Source organism: Streptomyces sp. NPDC025273, from assembly GCF_040638585.1.
Classification (GTDB): Bacteria; Actinomycetota; Actinomycetes; order Streptomycetales; family Streptomycetaceae; genus Streptomyces; species Streptomyces cinereorectus.
Map to the genome: position 1 here is coordinate 42,467 of NZ_JBEZYP010000027.1, position 17,731 is coordinate 60,197.

15 protein-coding genes are annotated in these 17,731 nt (G+C 67.6%); 8 read left to right on the top strand and 7 right to left on the bottom strand.

The annotated features are described in order from the left end of the window. Positions 1 to 47: 47 nt before the first annotated feature. The gene (locus AB0F38_RS29625; RefSeq protein ID WP_361899881.1) at positions 48 to 1,490 is read left to right on the top strand and encodes a CCA tRNA nucleotidyltransferase; all 1,443 of its coding nucleotides are present in this window, start codon (positions 48 to 50) and stop codon (positions 1,488 to 1,490) included. A 102-nt stretch (positions 1,491 to 1,592) separates the two neighbouring features. On the opposite strand, the gene AB0F38_RS29630 is transcribed toward AB0F38_RS29625, so the two are convergent. The 3 genes from AB0F38_RS29630 to AB0F38_RS29640 all read right to left on the bottom strand — a co-directional run bounded on the left by AB0F38_RS29630 (position 1,593) and on the right by AB0F38_RS29640 (position 4,827). Then, positions 1,593 to 2,882, bottom strand: coding sequence for an MFS transporter (locus AB0F38_RS29630; protein WP_361899884.1), 1,290 nt, complete (start codon positions 2,880 to 2,882; stop codon positions 1,593 to 1,595). 119 nt (positions 2,883 to 3,001) lie between these two features. After that, positions 3,002 to 4,084 carry an inositol-3-phosphate synthase gene (locus AB0F38_RS29635; RefSeq protein WP_361899887.1) on the bottom strand — a complete coding sequence of 361 codons (1,083 nt, stop codon included), beginning with the start codon at positions 4,082 to 4,084 and terminating at the stop codon, positions 3,002 to 3,004. A gap of 62 nt (positions 4,085 to 4,146) precedes the next feature. Next, entirely contained in the window at positions 4,147 to 4,827 is a 681-nt protein-coding gene (locus AB0F38_RS29640) for a helix-turn-helix transcriptional regulator (RefSeq protein ID WP_361899890.1), read from the bottom strand. 387 nt (positions 4,828 to 5,214) lie between these two features. On the opposite strand from AB0F38_RS29640, the gene AB0F38_RS29645 reads away from it, so the two are divergent. Both AB0F38_RS29645 and AB0F38_RS29650 read left to right on the top strand, forming a co-directional pair. Continuing rightward, the gene (locus tag AB0F38_RS29645; RefSeq protein ID WP_361899893.1) at positions 5,215 to 7,887 is read left to right on the top strand and encodes a transglycosylase domain-containing protein; all 2,673 of its coding nucleotides are present in this window, start codon (positions 5,215 to 5,217) and stop codon (positions 7,885 to 7,887) included. Between the two features lie 145 nt (positions 7,888 to 8,032). After that, complete coding sequence (locus AB0F38_RS29650) at positions 8,033 to 9,550, top strand: glycosyltransferase 87 family protein (RefSeq protein WP_361899896.1); 1,518 nt, start codon at positions 8,033 to 8,035, stop codon at positions 9,548 to 9,550. Here the strand turns inward: AB0F38_RS29650 and AB0F38_RS29655 are convergent. The 3 genes from AB0F38_RS29655 to AB0F38_RS29665 all read right to left on the bottom strand — a co-directional run bounded on the left by AB0F38_RS29655 (position 9,547) and on the right by AB0F38_RS29665 (position 12,223). After that, entirely contained in the window at positions 9,547 to 10,578 is a 1,032-nt protein-coding gene (locus AB0F38_RS29655) for an alanine racemase (RefSeq protein ID WP_361899899.1), read from the bottom strand. The genes AB0F38_RS29650 and AB0F38_RS29655 overlap by 4 nt on opposite strands. Before the next feature lie 78 nt (positions 10,579 to 10,656). Continuing rightward, complete coding sequence (locus tag AB0F38_RS29660; protein WP_361899902.1) at positions 10,657 to 11,775, bottom strand: peptidoglycan bridge formation glycyltransferase FemA/FemB family protein; 1,119 nt, start codon at positions 11,773 to 11,775, stop codon at positions 10,657 to 10,659. Between the two features lie 127 nt (positions 11,776 to 11,902). Continuing rightward, positions 11,903 to 12,223, bottom strand: coding sequence for a hypothetical protein (locus AB0F38_RS29665; protein ID WP_361899905.1), 321 nt, complete (start codon positions 12,221 to 12,223; stop codon positions 11,903 to 11,905). Positions 12,224 to 12,508: 285 nt separating this feature from the next. Here AB0F38_RS29665 and rpsF point away from each other — a divergent pair, with 285 nt between their 5' ends. The 4 genes from rpsF to rplI all read left to right on the top strand — a co-directional run bounded on the left by rpsF (position 12,509) and on the right by rplI (position 14,242). Continuing rightward, positions 12,509 to 12,799: a 30S ribosomal protein S6 gene (gene rpsF / locus AB0F38_RS29670; RefSeq protein WP_031090355.1), complete on the top strand. Its 291-nt coding sequence runs from the start codon at positions 12,509 to 12,511 to the stop codon at positions 12,797 to 12,799. A gap of 71 nt (positions 12,800 to 12,870) precedes the next feature. Then, on the top strand, positions 12,871 to 13,497 hold the full coding sequence (locus AB0F38_RS29675; RefSeq protein WP_361899908.1) for a single-stranded DNA-binding protein: 627 nt from the start codon (positions 12,871 to 12,873) through the stop codon (positions 13,495 to 13,497). Between the two features lie 43 nt (positions 13,498 to 13,540). Then, positions 13,541 to 13,777 (top strand): 30S ribosomal protein S18, encoded by a 237-nt coding sequence (gene rpsR, locus AB0F38_RS29680; protein WP_003967857.1) that lies wholly within the window; start codon positions 13,541 to 13,543, stop codon positions 13,775 to 13,777. A gap of 18 nt (positions 13,778 to 13,795) precedes the next feature. Further along, a complete protein-coding gene (rplI, locus tag AB0F38_RS29685) occupies positions 13,796 to 14,242 on the top strand; it encodes a 50S ribosomal protein L9 (protein WP_056793144.1) in 447 nt (148 codons plus the stop codon). A 115-nt stretch (positions 14,243 to 14,357) separates the two neighbouring features. Here rplI and AB0F38_RS29690 read toward each other — a convergent pair whose 3' ends face one another. Beyond that, a complete protein-coding gene (locus AB0F38_RS29690) occupies positions 14,358 to 15,695 on the bottom strand; it encodes an MATE family efflux transporter (protein ID WP_361899911.1) in 1,338 nt (445 codons plus the stop codon). Between the two features lie 476 nt (positions 15,696 to 16,171). Between AB0F38_RS29690 and dnaB the strand changes: the two genes are divergently transcribed. Continuing rightward, complete coding sequence (dnaB, locus tag AB0F38_RS29695) at positions 16,172 to 17,629, top strand: replicative DNA helicase (RefSeq protein ID WP_361899923.1); 1,458 nt, start codon at positions 16,172 to 16,174, stop codon at positions 17,627 to 17,629. Positions 17,630 to 17,731: the final 102 nt, after the last annotated feature.

Below are 17,731 nucleotides of genomic sequence, written 5' to 3' on the forward strand. Positions count from 1 at the left end.
GGAAACGATGACGCCCGGGACGGCCGGTGCACGTACCCTTTTCTGTTGTGCCGAACGCCAACGAAGACAGCCCCAGTGCACTGAGTCAGGTGCAGCACCGCGCAGTCACTGAACTGCTGCGGGTGTCCCCGGTCGCCGACGACCTCGCCCGCCGATTCCAGGAGGCCGGATTCCGCCTCGCCCTGGTCGGAGGGTCGGTCCGCGATGCGTTGCTCGGCAGGCTCGGGAACGACCTGGACTTCACGACCGACGCCCGCCCGGACGACGTACTCAAGATCGTCCGTCCGTGGGCGGACTCGGTGTGGGAGGTCGGCATCGCTTTCGGCACCGTCGGTTCACAGAAGGACGGCTACCAGATCGAGGTCACGACCTACCGGTCGGAGGCGTACGACAGGACCTCGCGCAAGCCGGAGGTCTCCTACGGCGACTCCATCGAGGAAGACCTCGTACGCCGTGACTTCACGGTCAACGCGATGGCTGTCGCGCTGCCGCAGAAGGAGTTCATCGACCCCCACGGCGGCCTCGAGGACCTGGCGGAGCGCGTACTGCGCACCCCGGGGACGCCCGAGGCGTCCTTCTCCGACGATCCGCTGCGCATGCTGCGTGCCGCTCGGTTCGCCGCACAGCTGGACTTCGAGGTTGCTCCCGAGGTCGTCACGGCGATGACGGACATGGCGGGACGTATGGACATCGTCTCGGCCGAGCGGGTCCGTGAGGAGCTCAACAAGCTGCTGGTGTCCGGGCACCCCCGCAAGGGCCTCGGGCTGCTCGTGGACACGGGCCTGGCGGACCGGGTGCTGCCCGAGCTTCCCTCGCTCCGGCTGGAGAGTGACGAGCATCACCGTCACAAGGACGTCTACGAGCACTCCTTGACGGTCCTCGAGCAGGCCATCGATCTGGAGGAGGACGGCCCGGACCTCGTGCTGCGGTGGGCGGCCCTCCTCCATGACATCGGCAAGCCGAGGACGCGTCGTTTCGAGACGGACGGCCGTGTCTCGTTCCACCACCACGAGGTGGTGGGCGCCAAGATGACCAAGAAGCGGCTGACCGACCTCAAGTACTCCAACGACATGGTCAAGGACGTGTCGAAGCTCGTGGAGCTGCATCTGCGCTTCCACGGCTATGGCGACGGGGAGTGGACCGACTCCGCCGTGCGCCGGTACGTGCGTGATGCGGGGCCCTTGCTGGACCGGCTCCACAAGCTGACGCGTTCGGACTGCACGACGCGGAACAAGCGCAAGGCGAATGCTCTGTCGCGGACCTATGACCGGCTTGAGGAGCGCATCGCGCAGCTGCAGGAGCAGGAAGAGCTGGAGGCGATCCGGCCGGACCTGGACGGGAACGCGATCATGCAGATCCTGGGCATCGGTCCCGGGCCCGTGATCGGCAAGGCGTACTCCTTCCTGCTGGAGCTGCGGCTGGAGAGCGGGCCGATGGGCCACGATGCCGCGGTCGCGGCCCTCAAGGAGTGGTGGGCCGCGCAGGAGTAGGCCGGAGCGGCCCCATGTTTCACGTGAAACATGGGGGCGTGAGGCGCGGCCCGGTGCGGTGTGACGCGAGGGAGGGGTGCTGTTTCACGTGAAACAGCACCCTCAGTCCGTGGGGCGGGCCTGGTGGGACGTTCTGTCGGCGCGCGTCCAGCGGAGCATGGCCACGCAGACGGTGGCGTAGAGCGCTGCCACCGTGAGTACCAGGACGGTGGACCGGCCGTCAGCGGGAAGCGCGAGGGTGGACATGGCCGCGGCGGCGACGAAGGAGACGTTGAAGAGCACGTCGTAGAGGGAGAAGACCCTGCCGCGGAAGGAATCGTCCACCGAGGTCTGCACCTCGGTGTCCGTCGCGATCTTCGCCCCCTGGGTCACGAGCCCGAGAACGAACGCCGCCGCCAGCATCGGGGCGGGCGTGAAGGACAGCCCCAGCGCCGGTTCCAGGAGTGCGGCCGACCCGGCGCACACCGCCGTCCAGCCGAACCGGCCGAACCGGCCGACGGTCCAGGGGGTGAGTACGGCGGCGGCGAAGTACCCCGCGGCGGAGGCGCCGAGCGCGAGGCCGAGCAGGGCCAGACCGTCGGACTCACTGTCGGACCAGGCGTAGCGGCAGAGCATCAGCACCATCACGGTCAGCGCTCCGTAGCAGAAGCGGATCACGGTCATGGCGGCCAGGGCGCGGGCCGCGTCCTTCCGCTCGGCCAGATGGCGCAACCCTGCGGCGAGCCCCTGTGCCGTAACGGCCAGTGCTTCCCGTACGCGTACGTGGTGCCGGCCCGGATCCGGTCCGAGGAGCGCGCGGGGCAGGGCCAGGGAGGTAAGGGCCGACAGGAGGTAGAGGACCGCTCCCAGGAGGACCACGGCCGTGTCGGAGCCGTCGGTCAGGAGCCGTAGGGCCAGTGCGAGGCCCGCTCCCGCGGTCGCGGCCAGCGTGCCGGCCGTCGGGGAGAGGGAGTTGGCGATGACGAGCCGGTCGGTGTCGACGACGCGCGGGAGTGCCGCGGACAGCCCGGCCAGCACGAATCGGTTGACCGCGGTGACGCAGAGGGCCGAGGCGTAGAACAGCCACTCGGGCGCGGACCCAAGGAGCAGCAGGGCCGTGCAGCAGGCCAGCGCGGCCCGCAGCAGATTTCCGTACAGGAAGACCTGGCGGCGCGGCCAGCGGTCCAGCAGGACGCCCGCGAACGGGCCGATCAGTGAGTACGGGAGCAGCAGCACAGCCATGGCGGACGCGATGGCGCCCGGAGTGGTCTGGTTCTCCGGTGAGAAGACGACGTAGGTGGCGAGCGCGACCTGATAGACGCCGTCGGCCGACTGGGACAGGAGCCGGACGGCGAGCAGGCGGCGGAAGTTCCGAAAGTGCAGGAGTACACCCAGATCACGCACGACAGGCATGTGGGAAAGGGTCACACACGTTGGGGGTCCCCGGGCGGATTGCCCGGGGACCCCCAACGTGTGGAAGGGACGGAGCGGTGCCGCTCCTCACCCTGGTGGAACGGGAGCCGTGCGCCGGATCAGCGCTCGACGTCGCCGCTGATGAACTTCTCGACGTTCTCGCGGGCCTCGTCGTCGAAGTACTGGACCGGCGGGGACTTCATGAAGTACGAGGAGGCCGAGAGGATCGGGCCGCCGATGCCGCGGTCCTTGGCGATCTTCGCTGCGCGCACGGCGTCGATGATGACACCGGCGGAGTTCGGGGAGTCCCACACCTCGAGCTTGTACTCGAGGTTCAGCGGAACGTCGCCGAAGGCGCGGCCCTCGAGGCGCACGTACGCCCACTTGCGGTCGTCCAGCCAGGCCACGTAGTCCGAGGGGCCGATGTGGACGTTGTCCGCACCGAGTTCGCGGTCACGGATCTGCGAGGTGACGGCCTGCGTCTTCGAGATCTTCTTGGACTCCAGGCGCTCACGCTCGAGCATGTTCTTGAAGTCCATGTTGCCGCCGACGTTCAGCTGCATCGTGCGGTCCAGGATGACTCCCCGGTCCTCGAAGAGCTTCGCCATCACGCGGTGCGTGATGGTGGCGCCGACCTGGGACTTGATGTCGTCGCCGATGATCGGGACGCCGGCCTCGGTGAACTTGTCAGCCCACTCCTTGGTGCCGGCGATGAACACCGGGAGGGCGTTGACGAACGCGACCTTGGCGTCGATGGCGCACTGCGCGTAGAACTTCGCTGCCACCTCGGAACCGACGGGCAGGTAGCAGACGAGGACGTCGACCTGCTTGTCCTTGAGGATCTGGACGATGTCGACGGGGGCCTCGGAGGACTCCTCGATCGTCTCGCGGTAGTACTTGCCCAGGCCGTCGTGGGTGTGGCCGCGCTGGACGGTCACACCGGTGTTCGGCACGTCGGCGATCTTGATCGTGTTGTTCTCGCTGGCACCGATGGCGTCCGCGAGGTCGAGGCCGACCTTCTTCGCGTCGACGTCGAAGGCGGCGACGAACTCGACGTCGCTCACGTGGTACTCGCCGAACTGAACGTGCATCAGACCGGGCACCCTGCCGGCCGGATCGGCGTCCTTGTAGTACTCGACGCCCTGCACCAGCGAGGCGGCGCAGTTGCCCACGCCGACGATGGCTACGCGAACCGAACCCATGCCGATTGCTCCCTGTGTCTTCTCAGTGTGCCCCGGTGAAGCCTCACGGCTCTGCGGGGATCTCACTTGGTGTCGTCGGACGGATCCGGCCGGGAGTGGTCCCGGTGCCGGGGCAGGCCGCCCGTCTCTCCTGATGTGTCGTGCCGAGCGGAGCCCTCGGGCGAGGATCGTCGCTGATCCCGTCCCGACCGCTCGCTCTCGATGAGCTCGTTCAGCCAGCGCACTTCGCGCTCCACGGACTCCATGCCGTGTCGCTGCAGCTCAAGCGTGTAGTCGTCGAGTCGTTCGCGGGTGCGGGCCAGCGAGGCGCGCATCTTTTCGAGGCGCTCCTCCAGCCTGCTGCGCCGGCCTTCGAGGACGCGCATCCGCACGTCGCGCTCCGTCTGACCGAAGAAGGCGAAGCGAGCGGCGAAATGCTCGTCCTCCCAGGCGTCGGGGCCGGTGTGCGAGAGCAGCTCCTCGAAGTGCTTCTTACCTTCCGCCGTCAACCGGTAGACGATCTTGGCGCGGCGCCCTGCGAGGGAGGAGGTGGCGGGCGGCAGAGCCGGGACGCTTCCCGGCTCCTCGATCAACCAGCCGCTGGCCACCAGCGTCTTGAGGCAGGGGTAGAGGGTGCCGTAGCTGAAGGCGCGGAAGATCCCCAACGAAGTGTTGAGGCGTTTGCGCAGCTCGTACCCGTGCATCGGGGACTCGCGGAGCAGGCCGAGTACGGCGAATTCGAGGATGCCGGAGCGTCTGCTCACCTTCGCCTCCTCCTTCGCCGGGTGCTCCCGCGGAGCCCGTGGCTCCACCTTATGCCGTGCTGATGTATCGACTCGATACATCAGCACGATAGATCGGTACGTGATGTTCGACAAGAGGGGGATTCGTGAGCGGCGTCACATCGTCGATTCATAGGGAGCGACTTGCGTTATTTGGGGTGAAGTTCGGTCCCAGGAGGTTTTTGACCGTGCGTAGTCTGTGCGGCATGCAGACCACCGGGAACCGTGAGACGCCGTCGGGCGTCAGTAATCGCGGACTGCCGGATGTACTGCGGATGAGCCTTCCGCAGGGCTTGTCCGTCATTCGGGGGGACCGGATCTCAACTGCCGCTTCCAGGCGCTCTCGCCTGCCCGAGGAGTAGTCGTTCGATGAGCGAGCACCGTCGCAAGACGCCGCAACCGCAAGGTGGCGGGCGTGCCGCGGCCAGACGAGCCGCCCAGCAGCCCGCCGGACGCCGAGAATCGTCACGCAGAGAAACTTCATCATCACCTTCCGGCGCCTACGGTGAGGAAGAGACGTACAGCAGCCGTGCCGAAGCCCGCCGCGCTGCCCAGCGGGGCGGCGGCAGACGGCGCGGAGGTGACGGCGAAGGCCGGGGGCGCGCGGCGGACAGCCGTTCCGGCAAGAAGCGCCTCATCGACTACCCGCGGGCAGGCAAGGACGGCGCACGGCGCTGGGTGCCCTCGTGGAAGCTCGTCTCCGGCCTGTGCCTGGGCTTCCTCGGCCTCCTGATGGGCGTGGCCGGCATCTCGTACGCGCTCGTCGTGCCGCCCGAGGTGAAGGACATCGCCAAGGCGCAGAACAACGTCTACTACTGGGCCGACGGATCGGAGATGGTCGCCACCGGCGGCTCCGTCAACCGGCAGTGGATCAACTACGCGCAGATCCCGGAAGACATGCGGGACGCCGTCATCTCGGCCGAGAACAAGACGTTCGAGACCGACAAGGGCATCGACCCCATGGGCATCGCCCGCGCCTTCTACAACATGGCGAAGGGGGGTGACACCCAGGGCGGGTCGACCATCACCCAGCAGTACGTGAAGAACTCGATGCTGACCCAGGACCAGACCATCAGCCGGAAGTTCAAGGAGCTCTTCATCACGCTCAAGGTCGGTAAGACCGTGAGCAAGGAGAAGGTCATGGAGGGCTACCTCAACATCTCGTACTACGGACGCGGCGCTTCGGGCCTCCAGGCCGCCGCCCGTACGTACTACGGGATCGACGCCTCGGAACTGAACGCGAGCCAGTGCGCCTTCCTGACGAGCCTGCTCAAGGGCGCGAGCTACTACGACCCCGCAGGCGCCGAGGAGGTGGACCCGGTCGGGGCCACCCCGGAGAAGAACCTGGCGCGGGCCAAGTTCCGCTGGAAGACGATCCTCGACGAGATGGTCAAGGACAACCGGCTGAGTGCCGCCGAGCGGGCCACGTACAAGGACTTCCCCATGCCGGACCAGCCGAAGAAGGAAGCCAAGCTGGGTGGCCAGACCGGTTACCTGGTGGACCTCGCGACGGACTACTTCCTGGCGCACACCAAGGACGGCACCACCGAGCGGCAGCTCGCCCAGGGCGGCTACGAGATCCACACGACCTTCGACGAGGACAAGGTCAAGCAGCTCGAGGCGTCGATCTCGAAGGTGCTCAAGAGCAAGATCGACCCGGAGAAGCGTCCCGATCTGGACTCGCACGTCGAGTTCGGCGGCGCCTCGGTGGACACCAGGACGGGTGCCATCGTCGCCACCTACGGCGGTCAGGACGCGACGAAGCACTACACCAACAACGCGGACGCGACGGGTGCCCAGGTCGGCTCGACGTTCAAGCCCTTCGTGCTGGCAGCCGGAATGCAGTACGGGAAGCGCGACCCGAAGCTCGGCCCGGACCAGGACAAGTCGCAGCGCACCCCGGTGTCGCCGGAGAGCGTGTACGACGGCGACAACAAGCTGAAGATCAAGAAGTACAACGGCGCGGTCTGGACCGACGAGGACAACAACCCGTGGCTCCAGACCAACGACGGAGACCACTCCTACGGCGACATCGACCTGCGGTACGCGATGCAGGAGTCGGCCAACTCCCCCTTCGTGCAGCTCGGCATGGACGTCGGCACGGACAAGGTGAAGGAGGTCGCGCTCGCCTCCGGGCTGCGTGACGACATCTACATGGCGGACTCGAACGTTCCGTCGTACTCCATCGGCACGTCCTCGCCCAGCGCCATCCGGATGGCCGGCTCGTACGCCACCTTCGCGACCAGCGGCAAGCAGCGCGACCCCTTCTCGGTGACCGAGGTCAAGAAGAAGGGCAGCGTCGTCTACAAGCACGAGACGGTCACCAAGACGGCGATGGAGAGCGTCATCGCGGACAACGTCACCGACGTGCTGAAGAACGTCGTCGAGAAAGGGACGGGCACGCCCGCCCAGCTCGAAGGGCGGGACGCGGCGGGCAAGACGGGTACGACGGACGGCAACAAGTCCGCCTGGTTCGTCGGGTACACCCCGCAGCTGTCGACCGCGGTCAGCATGTTCCGGCTGGACGACGACGAGACGAAGAAGAACCGTGAGTTCCTGGAGATGTACGGCACCGGCGGTGAGAAGCAGATTCACGGTGCCTCGTTCCCCGCGCAGATCTGGCACGACTACATGACCGTCGCCATGAAGGGCGAGAAGGTCGTGAACTTCCCGGAGCCGGAGCCGTTCGGCGAGATCGTCGGTACACCCAGCCCCACGCCCACCCCGAGCCCGACGCCGGAGCCGTCCGAGTCCAGCGAGGCGCCCACCACCCCGTCGCCCAGCCCGTCCTCCCCGTCCCCCTCGCCCAGCGACACATGCGGGGCGTTCGACTGGGAGTGCCAGAGCAACGGCGGGACCAACACCGGTGCCGACAACGGAGGGACCGACGCGGGGACCACCGACGGAGGGACCACCACCGGGGGCACCGACGGCGGGACGGACACCGGAACCACCGACGGAACGACGGACGGATCGACCGGTGGGACGAACGGCAACGGGAACGGGAACGGGAGCGGAGGACTCTTCGGAGGCGGCGGGTAGCGGCGCCACCCTCCGGGAGCCCCGTCAGGAGCCCGCCGGACACGTATGAGGAGGGCCGTCGCACCTGCCCGGGTGCGGCGGCCCTTCCTGTGTCCCGTACGCGGCCCACGCCCCGCAGACGGCGCCGTACGGCAGGATGTGCGGCATGCCAAGCGCAGAGGACACGAGCGTGCACCAGGAGCGGCCCGTCGTACGGCCTACGCAGGAGGACGAGATCGCCGCGGCCGGCAGCGAGCTGATCGGCGGGCCGGCGGGCCGCTGGGCACGGCTCGGATCAGGGCCGCTCACACCGGTGCGCGTCATCGCACTCGTGGCGATCGGGATGTTCGCACTCGGCATGGTGCAGAAGATCCCCTGCTACGACTGGGCGTGGTTCCGGGGCACGAGCTCGCAGTACACGCATGCGTGCTACTCCGACATCCCGCACCTCTACCTCGGCCGCGGCTTCGCCGACGGGCTCGTGCCGTACGTCGACCGGCTCAGCGGGGACATGGCGTACCTCGAGTACCCCGTCCTGACGGGTCTGTTCATGCAGATCGCGTCCTGGCTGACGCTGACGCCCGGCACCGACCCGATGCAGCAGCGCGAGCAGATGTACTGGATGGTCAACGCGGGCATGCTGATGATCTGTGCCGTGGTCATCGCGGTGTGCGTCGCCCGGACCCACCGGCGCCGTCCGTGGGACGCCCTGCTGGTCGCCCTCGCCCCGGCGCTCGCGCTCACGGCGACGATCAACTGGGACCTGCTCGCCGTGGCCCTGACGGCCGCCGCGATGCTCATGTGGTCCCGCGGACGGGCTCTCGCCTTCGGCATCCTCATCGGCCTGGCCACGGCTGCCAAGCTCTACCCCGTGCTGCTCCTCGGGCCGCTGCTCGTGCTGTGCTGGCGGGCCGGAAAATGGCGGGAGTACGGCACGGCGCTGCTGGGCACCGCGGCCGCCTGGCTACTGGTGAACCTCCCGGTCATGCTGTACGCCCCCGAGGGGTGGAAGAAGTTCTACACCTTCAGCCAGGAGCGGCAGATCGACTACGGCTCGTTCTGGCTGATCATCACCCAGCGCACCGGGAAGCCCATCGACGTGGGCACCGTCAACACGGCGTCCGTGCTGCTGATGATCGTGATGTGCGCGGGGATCGCCGGGCTGGCGCTGACCGCCCGGCACCGGCCGCGCTTCGCGCAGCTCGCCTTCCTGGTGGTGGCCGCCTTCATCCTGACGAACAAGGTCTACTCACCGCAGTACGTGCTCTGGCTGATCCCGCTGGCCGCGCTTGCCAGGCCTCGCTGGCGGGACTTCCTCGTGTGGCAGGCCTGCGAGGTCATGTACTTCCTGGGGATCTGGCAGTACCTCGCGTACACGACGAGCGGTGACAAGCACCAGGGGCTGCCGCAGGAGGGCTATCAGGTCGCGATCGCCCTGCACCTGCTCGGAACGCTGTACCTGTGCGCCGTGGTCGTCAGGGACATCCTGCTGCCGGACCGTGACCCTGTACGCCGAGACGGGTCGGACGACCCGTCGGGCGGCGTGCTCGACGGGGCGCCGGACACCGTCGTGATCGGGCAGGCGCATCACACCGGGAACACGGCACCCGCGGTCCGAGGACCGCGGGTGGAGTGGGGCACGGCGGGCGGGGCGCACTCCGACCGAGAAGTGTCCGGGGCCTAGCGATCCACGAGGCGGTCGAACTGGGTGGTCGTGTGGCGCAGATGGGCCACCAGCTCGTCGCCGACCTTCGGCTCCTGCGCGTCCGACGGCACGAACAGGATCGACACCTGCATGTGCGGCGGCTCGGCGAACCAGCGCTGCTTTCCCGACCAGACGAACGGCGAGAGATTGCGGTTGACCGTGGCCAGCCCCGCGCGTGCGACCCCCTTGGCGCGCGGCATCACACCGTGCAGGGCCTTCGGAGCCTCCAGTCCGACACCGTGGGACGTACCACCGGCGACCACCACCAGCCAGCCGTCGGAGGCGGCCTTCTGCTGGCGGTAGCCGAACCGGTCCCCCTTGACGACCGGCGTCACGTCGAGCACGGCGCCGCGGTACTCGGTGGCCTCGTGGTCACCGAGCCAGAGCCGCGTGCCGATGCGTGCGCGAAAGCGGGTCTGCGGGAACTGCTGCTGCAGCCGCGCCAGTTCCTCGGCCCGGAGATGGCTGACGAACATCGTGTGCAGGGGCAGCCGGGCCGCGCGCAGACGGTCCATCCAGGCGATGACCTCCTCGACCGCGTCCGAGCCGTCCGTGCGGTCCAGGGGCAGGTGCAGGGCGAAGCCTTCGAGGCGCACGTCCTCGATGGCCGCGTGCAGCTGCCCCAGCTCCTCCTCCTTCACCCCGTGGCGCTTCATCGAGCTCATGCACTCGATGACGACCCGCGCGCCCACCAGGGCGTGCACACCGTCCACGGAGGAGACGGAACGGATGACGCGGTCGGGCAGCGGCACCGGCTCCTCGCCCCGGCGGAAGGGGGTGAGGACGAGCAGGTCGCCGCTGAACCAGTCCTTGATGCGGGCGGCCTCGTACGTGGTCCCGACCGCCAGCGTGTCGGACCCGAAACGGATCGCCTCATCGGCCAGCCGCTCGTGGCCGAAGCCGTACCCGTTGCCCTTGCAGACGGGCACGAGACCGGGGAACTGGTCGATCACGGACTTCTGGTGCGCCCGCCAGCGCGCGGTGTCGACGTAGAGGGAGAGCGCCATGGCCGGCCCGGAACCTTTCTGGTGGCTGCGGTGGAATCGGAGGGGGTGCGGAGCCGGTCGACGTGGACCAGCCGGTGTTCAGCGGCGCGACATGTACATATCGAGCGCCTTGTGCAGCAGTTTGTTGAGGGGGAAGTCCCACTCGCCCACGTACTCGACGGCCTCGCCGCCGGTGCCGACCTTGAACTGGATCAGGCCGAAGAGGTGATCGGTCTCGTCCAGCGAATCGCTGATGCCGCGCAGGTCGTAGACGGTCGCACCCATCGCGTAGGAGTCGCGCAGCATGCGCCACTGCATCGCGTTCGACGGCCGGACCTCGCGCCCGATGTTGTCGGATGCGCCGTAGGAGTACCAGACGTGTCCGCCGACCACCAGCATCGTGGCCGCGGAGAGGTTCACGCCGTTGTGCCGGGCGAAGTACAGCCGCATGCGGTTGGGGTCCTCGGAGTTGAGAACCGTCCACATGCGCTGGAAGTACGAGAGCGGACGAGGCCGGAAGTGGTCGCGCACCGCGGTGATCTCGTAGAGCCGCTGCCATTCGGCCAGGTCCTCGTAGCCGCCCTGGACCACCTCGACGCCGGCCTTGTCGGCCTTCTTGATGTTGCGCCGCCAGAGCTGGTTGAAGCCCTTGAGCACGTCCTCCAGCGAGCGGTTGGCCAGCGGGACCTGGAAGACGTAACGCGGCTGTACGTCACCGAATCCGGCGCCGCCGTCCTCGCCCTGCTGCCAGCCCATCTTCCGGAGCCGGTCCGCCACCTCGAAGGCGCGCGGCTCGATGTGGGTGGCCTCGACGTCGCGCAGCCGCTTCACGTCGGGGTCCTGGATACCCGACTTGATGGCCGCCGAGTCCCAGCGGCGGATGACCACGGGCGGGCCCATCTTCACCGAGAAGGCACCCTGCTGCTTCAGGTGCGCGAGCATCGGCTGGAGCCAGTCGTCGAGATTCGGGGCGTACCAGTTGATGACCGGGCCCTCGGGGAGATAGGCGAGGTAGCGCTTGATCTTGGGCAGCTGGCGGTACAGCACCAGACCGGCGCCGACCATTTCGCCGTTCCTGTCGAACCATCCCAGGTTCTCCGAACGCCATTCGGTCTTCACATCAGCCCACGCCGGGACCTGGCAGTGACTGGCCGAGGGCAGGTTCTGGATGTAAGCCAGATGCTGCTCTCGGCTGATGGTCCTCAGGGTCAGGCTCATGCGGGGCGCTCCTCGGCAGGTGTGTCCCCATCGGTCAGGGGCTCCGGCTCTCGCGCCGAAGCCTACTGTGACCGAGGAGCGCCCCGTCTGGGCCCTGGGCGACCCGGTCAGGTTTCCGCGGGGCGCCTCAGCTGATCACGCCGCCGAAGAGGCCGCCGTGGGCCATGCCCAGGAAGAAACCGATCGCGGACGCGCCCAGCCCCAGGATGAGGGGGAAGCGCTCACGGGTGGTGACCGACACGTACTGCCCGTAGGCGCCCGTCAGGATCCCGACCAGCCCGGCCCAGGAGCTGATCAGGTGCAGGTGGTGGAACATCGCCGTGACGAAGGCCAGGGCCCCGAGCACCAGGGTCACGGCCACCAGCGCGTCCTGGAGCGGATGGGGCCTGCCGTCCGTGGCGAAGAGGGAGACTGCGGGACGGGGGCGGGGGCGCATTGTCTGTGCCATGGAGAACCTCCTGGCCGGGAGGCGGCGCACTGTAACGCCGCTCACATCCGATGTGTACAGATTGCGTCTCCCCGGCACCGGATTTCAACCGGAAGCCTGTCTGCGGGTAGTCTGTACGGTCTGCACCGGTGTCTGCCCTGAGCCAGCACTGCGGCCCCCCTCGATCATCGAAGGCGGGCGTTGTCAGTGGCGGCTGTTTTACTCGGAGACACTGATGCCTACGCATCACGACCCTCCTGCCACGGAACGACCGTGGCCGCTGAGTCCAAAGGAGGTGGGTTCCACATGCGTCACTACGAGGTGATGGTCATCCTCGACCCCGATCTCGAGGAGCGAGCAGTCTCCCCGTTGATCGAGAACTTCCTCTCCGTCGTCCGTGAGGGCAACGGAAAGGTCGAGAAGGTCGACACCTGGGGCCGTCGTCGTCTCTCTTACGAGATCAAGAAGAAGCCTGAGGGCATCTACTCGGTCATCGACCTGCAGGCCGAGCCTGCGGTCGTCAAGGAGCTCGACCGACAGATGAACCTGAACGAGTCGGTCCTCCGGACCAAGGTCCTCCGCCCCGAGATCCACTGAGCATCTAGCTCAGCGGTCATCGGGTTCGAGTAGCAAGCAGCCAGAAGCAATCCCCGCCGAGAGGTTCACCCATGGCAGGCGAGACCGTCATCACGGTCGTCGGCAATCTCGTCGACGACCCCGAGCTGCGCTTCACCCCGTCCGGTGCGGCGGTCGCGAAGTTCCGTGTCGCGTCCACCCCCCGCATCTTCGACCGGCAGACCAACGAGTGGAAGGATGGCGAAGGCCTGTTCCTCACCTGTTCGGTCTGGCGTCAGGCGGCGGAGAACGTCGCGGAGTCGCTCCAGCGAGGCATGCGCGTCGTCGTGCAGGGCCGGCTGAAGCAGCGGTCCTACGAGGACCGTGAGGGCGTCAAGCGCACGGTCTACGAGCTGGACGTCGAGGAAGTCGGCCCCAGTCTCAAGAGCGCCACGGCCAAGGTCACCAAGACCACAGGTCGCGGTGGCCAGGGCGGTGGCCAGGGTGGATACGGCGGTGGCCAGCAGGGCGGCGGCAACTGGGGCGGCGGTCCCGGTAGCGGCGGTCAGCAGGGCGGCGGCGGTGCTCCCGCCGACGACCCGTGGGCCACCGGCGCGCCTGCGGGCGGTCAGCAGGGCGGGGGCCAGCAGGGCGGCGGGGGTGGCTGGGGCGGAAGCTCCGGTGGCTCCGGTGGCTCGGGCGGTTCCGGCGGCGGCTACTCGGACGAGCCTCCCTTCTAGGGCAGCTCGTACCCCCACTTCTTGATCACACAGGAGAAACACCATGGCGAAGCCGCCTGTGCGCAAGCCTAAGAAGAAGGTCTGCGCATTCTGCAAGGACAAGACCCAGTACGTGGACTACAAGGACACGAACATGCTGCGGAAGTTCATTTCCGACCGCGGCAAGATCCGTGCCCGCCGCGTCACCGGCAACTGCACGCAGCACCAGCGTGACGTCGCCACGGCAGTCAAGAACAGCCGTGAGATGGCGCTGCTGCCCTACACGTCCACCGCGCGATAAGGGAAGGGTGACCGAATCATGAAGATCATCCTCACCCACGAGGTCACTGGCCTCGGTGCTGCCGGTGACGTCGTGGACGTCAAGGACGGGTACGCCCGTAACTACCTGGTTCCGCGTGGCTTCGCCATCCGCTGGACCAAGGGTGGCGAGAAGGACGTGGCGCAGATCCGCCGCGCCCGCAAGATCCACGAGATCGCGACGATCGAGCAGGCCAACGAGATCAAGGCCAAGCTCGAGGCCGTGAAGGTTCGTCTGGCTGTTCGCTCCGGCGACGCCGGCCGTCTCTTCGGCTCCGTCACCCCTGCCGACATCGCTTCGGCGATCAAGGCCGCCGGTGGTCCGGACGTCGACAAGCGACGCGTCGAGCTCGGTACGCCGATCAAGACGCTCGGCGGCTACCAGGTTTCCGTGCGCCTGCACCCCGAGGTTGCCGCGAAGCTCGGTATCGAGGTCGTTGCCGCCTAAGGGCGGAGCTCACCAGAGCCGGATGAAGGGCCGCACCGTCACGGTGCGGCCCTTCGTCGTTCCACGACCTGACGGTTTCACGTGAAACCGTCAGGTGTCGGTGTCGGCGGTTCGTTCAGCGAGTGGCGCCCGTGACGATCCACCGGCCCGAGCGGGTACGCAGCCAGAGCGTCACCAGCCGGACCGCCATCATGAGCGTCATCGCCCACCACAGAGCGGTAAGGCCTCCTCCGAGAGTGGGGACGAGGAGAGCGACGGGGGCGAACACGGCCAGGGTCACGAGCATGGCCCAGGCCAGGTAGCGTCCGTCGCCCGCGCCCATGAGTACGCCGTCGAGCACGAAGACCACGCCGGCGATCGGCTGGGAGAGCGCCACGACGAGCAGGGCCGGCAGCATCGTGTCCTGCACGGACGGATCACCGGTGAACAGTGGGATGAACAGTGGTCGTGTCAGCACGATCAGTACGCCGAGTACCACTCCGGAGGCGATGCCCCACTGGACCATCCGGCGGCAGGCCTCGCGGGCGCCCTTGATGTCATTCGCCCCCAAATAGCGGCCGATGATGGCCTGTCCCGCGATCGCGATGGCATCGAGAGCGAAGGCCGTGAGGCTCCAGAGGGACAGGAGGATCTGGTGTGCGGCGATGTCGGTGTCGCCGAGCCTGGCGGCGACCGCGGTGGCGATCATCAGGACCGAACGCAGCGAGAGCGTACGGACCAGCAGGGGGACGCCTGCCTGGGCACTGGCTCTGATGCCTGCGCTGTCGGGACGCAGCGACGCCCCGTGTCTGCGGGCACCGCGCACGACGACGATCAGGTAGGCGAGCGCCATGCCGGCCTGGGCGATCACTGTTCCCCAGGCGGATCCGGCGATGCCCAGGCCGGCTCCGTACACGAGCCCGATGTTGAGAGCGCCGTTGGCGGTGAATCCGCCGACGGCGACGTAGAGGGGTGTCCGGGTGTCCTGCAGCCCTCGCAGCACGCCGGTCGCGGCGAGCACGACAAGCATGGCGGGGATACCGAGGCTGGAGATCCTCAGATAGGTGACGGCGTACGGAGTGGCGGTGTCCGATGTTCCGAAGGCCTCGACCAGCCAGGGAGCCGAGGGGAGGGCGAAGGCGACGACGGCGGCGCCGAGCAGCAGGGCCAGCCAGATGCCGTCCATTCCCTGACGGATCGCGGAGGGGAGATCGCCCGCGCCCACCCGCCGGGCGACCGCGGCCGTCGTCGCGTAGGCGAGGAAGACGAAGACGCTCACAGCGGTGGTGAGCAAGGCGGCCGCGACTCCCAGACCGGCCAGCTGCGGGGTGCCGAGATGGCCCACGACGGCGCTGTCGACCATGACGAAGAGAGGCTCGGCAACGAGTGCGCCGAAGGCCGGTACAGCGAGCGCGATGATCTCGCGGTCGTGCCGGCGGCGAGGTGTCGGCTGGGTCGCGGGGGCCTGGGTCATGGGTGCCAATCTAATCTTCCACAGGTAAGAGATGCAAAGGGTATGGAGTCCTTACCTGATACGGAGTTCCCGGTTCGGCCGGGGGGTGATTCCGGTGATCTTGAGCTGAGGGCGAAAGTTTTTCTCTCCCACAGCCGGTGGATGGAGAAAGGGCAGGTCAGGGCGCTCCTGGTGGGGGCGGTATGAGTTTGTCCACAGTGCTGTCCCCCGGTCCGTGCACAGGTTCGGTGGGGTTCTCCACAGCATCTGGTCCGTCGTCCACATGCCCTGTGGATAACCAGATTGGCTGACGGTGCGGACCGGCCTACCGTGGTGCGGCGCCCGCACTCCGTTCCGGCTCCGTAGACCGCAGAACTTGACGCGCCGGAACCGGAGTCGGGCGTCTTGTTTGTCGGTGCCGTGCCGTAAGAAAGAGTGGCACGGCTAGGTCCGCGAAGCGGACGGGAGGAGGTGGCCCGGTGAGCATTCCCGAGCCTTTGGACGATCCCTGGGCCGATGTCGGTCCCAGTGACCGTCTGCCCGTCTCCCGTCAGCGCCGCGGAGAGGGCAAGGGGCGGGAGGAGCAGCACGAGCGAGGCCGGGAGAGCAGCTGGGACAGTGGGTCGTCCGGGTTCGAGCGTGTGCCTCCGCAGGATCTCGACGCGGAGCAGTCCGTGCTCGGCGGCATGCTGCTGTCCAAGGACGCCATCGCCGACGTCGTGGAGATCATCAAGGGCCACGACTTCTACCGGCCGGCCCACGAGACCGTCTACACGGCGATCCTCGACCTCTATGCCAAGGGCGAACCGGCCGACCCGATCACGGTGGCGGCCGAGCTGGTCAAGCGCGGTGAGATCACCAAGGTCGGCGGAGCCCCGTATCTGCACACCCTGGTCCAGTCCGTGCCGACCGCGGCCAACGCTTCGTACTATGCGGAGATCGTCCATGAGCGTGCGGTTCTGAGACGTCTCGTCGAGGCCGGCACGAAGATCACACAGATGGGGTACGCGGCCGACGGTGACGTCGACGAGATCGTGAACTCGGCGCAGGCCGAGATCTACGCCGTCACCGAGCAGCGCACCAGTGAGGACTACCTGCCGCTCGGGGACATCATGGAGGGAGCTCTCGACGAGATCGAGGCGATCGGCTCCCGGAGCGGCGAGATGACCGGTGTCCCGACCGGGTTCACCGACCTCGACGCCCTGACGAACGGCCTGCACCCCGGACAGATGATCGTGATCGCGGCGCGCCCCGCCATGGGTAAGTCCACGCTCGCCCTGGACTTCGCCCGTGCCTGTTCGATCAAGAGCAATCTGCCGAGCGTGATCTTCTCGCTGGAAATGGGCCGCAACGAGATCGCGATGCGTCTGCTCTCCGCCGAGGCGCGGGTGGCGCTCCACCACATGCGCTCCGGGACGATGACCGACGAGGACTGGACGAGGCTGGCCAGGCGGATGCCGGACGTCTCCGCGGCGCCGCTCTACATCGACGATTCGCCGAACCTCTCCATGATGGAGATCCGGGCGAAATGCCGTCGTCTCAAGCAGCGCAACGACCTCAAGCTCGTGGTCATCGACTATCTGCAGCTGATGCAGTCCGGTGGCGCGAAGCGGGCCGAGAGCCGTCAGCAGGAGGTCTCGGACATGTCCCGGAACCTCAAGCTCCTCGCCAAGGAGCTGGAGCTGCCCGTCATCGCGCTCTCCCAGCTGAACCGTGGCCCCGAGCAGCGTACGGACAAGAAGCCGATGGTCTCCGACCTGCGTGAATCAGGATCCATCGAGCAGGACGCCGACATGGTCATCCTGCTGCACCGTGAGGACGCCTACGAGAAGGAGTCGCCTCGCGCGGGCGAGGCCGACCTGATCGTGGCCAAGCACAGGAACGGTCCGACGGCGACGATCACGGTGGCGTTCCAGGGGCACTACTCCCGCTTCGTGGACATGGCCCAGACCTGATTCGCGTTTGTGGGGTCTCACGAACCGTGGCACAGTCTCATTCGATCTTGGCACTTGGCGGCATGTCCATGAGACGTGCAGGTCAGGGACCTGCACCCGCTC

Coding starts and splice junctions, on each gene's coding strand:
- AB0F38_RS29660 (WP_361899902.1), bottom strand. CDS start 11,775: ATGAGCCTGACCCTGAGGACCATCAGCCGAGAGCAGCATCTGGCTTAC.
- rplI (WP_056793144.1), top strand. CDS start 13,796: ATGAAGATCATCCTCACCCACGAGGTCACTGGCCTCGGTGCTGCCGGT.
- rpsF (WP_031090355.1), top strand. CDS start 12,509: ATGCGTCACTACGAGGTGATGGTCATCCTCGACCCCGATCTCGAGGAG.
- AB0F38_RS29635 (WP_361899887.1), bottom strand. CDS start 4,084: ATGGGTTCGGTTCGCGTAGCCATCGTCGGCGTGGGCAACTGCGCCGCC.
- AB0F38_RS29645 (WP_361899893.1), top strand. CDS start 5,215: ATGAGCGAGCACCGTCGCAAGACGCCGCAACCGCAAGGTGGCGGGCGT.
- rpsR (WP_003967857.1), top strand. CDS start 13,541: ATGGCGAAGCCGCCTGTGCGCAAGCCTAAGAAGAAGGTCTGCGCATTC.
- AB0F38_RS29650 (WP_361899896.1), top strand. CDS start 8,033: ATGCCAAGCGCAGAGGACACGAGCGTGCACCAGGAGCGGCCCGTCGTA.
- AB0F38_RS29655 (WP_361899899.1), bottom strand. CDS start 10,578: ATGGCGCTCTCCCTCTACGTCGACACCGCGCGCTGGCGGGCGCACCAG.
- AB0F38_RS29665 (WP_361899905.1), bottom strand. CDS start 12,223: ATGGCACAGACAATGCGCCCCCGCCCCCGTCCCGCAGTCTCCCTCTTC.
- AB0F38_RS29675 (WP_361899908.1), top strand. CDS start 12,871: ATGGCAGGCGAGACCGTCATCACGGTCGTCGGCAATCTCGTCGACGAC.
- AB0F38_RS29690 (WP_361899911.1), bottom strand. CDS start 15,695: ATGACCCAGGCCCCCGCGACCCAGCCGACACCTCGCCGCCGGCACGAC.
- AB0F38_RS29630 (WP_361899884.1), bottom strand. CDS start 2,882: ATGCCTGTCGTGCGTGATCTGGGTGTACTCCTGCACTTTCGGAACTTC.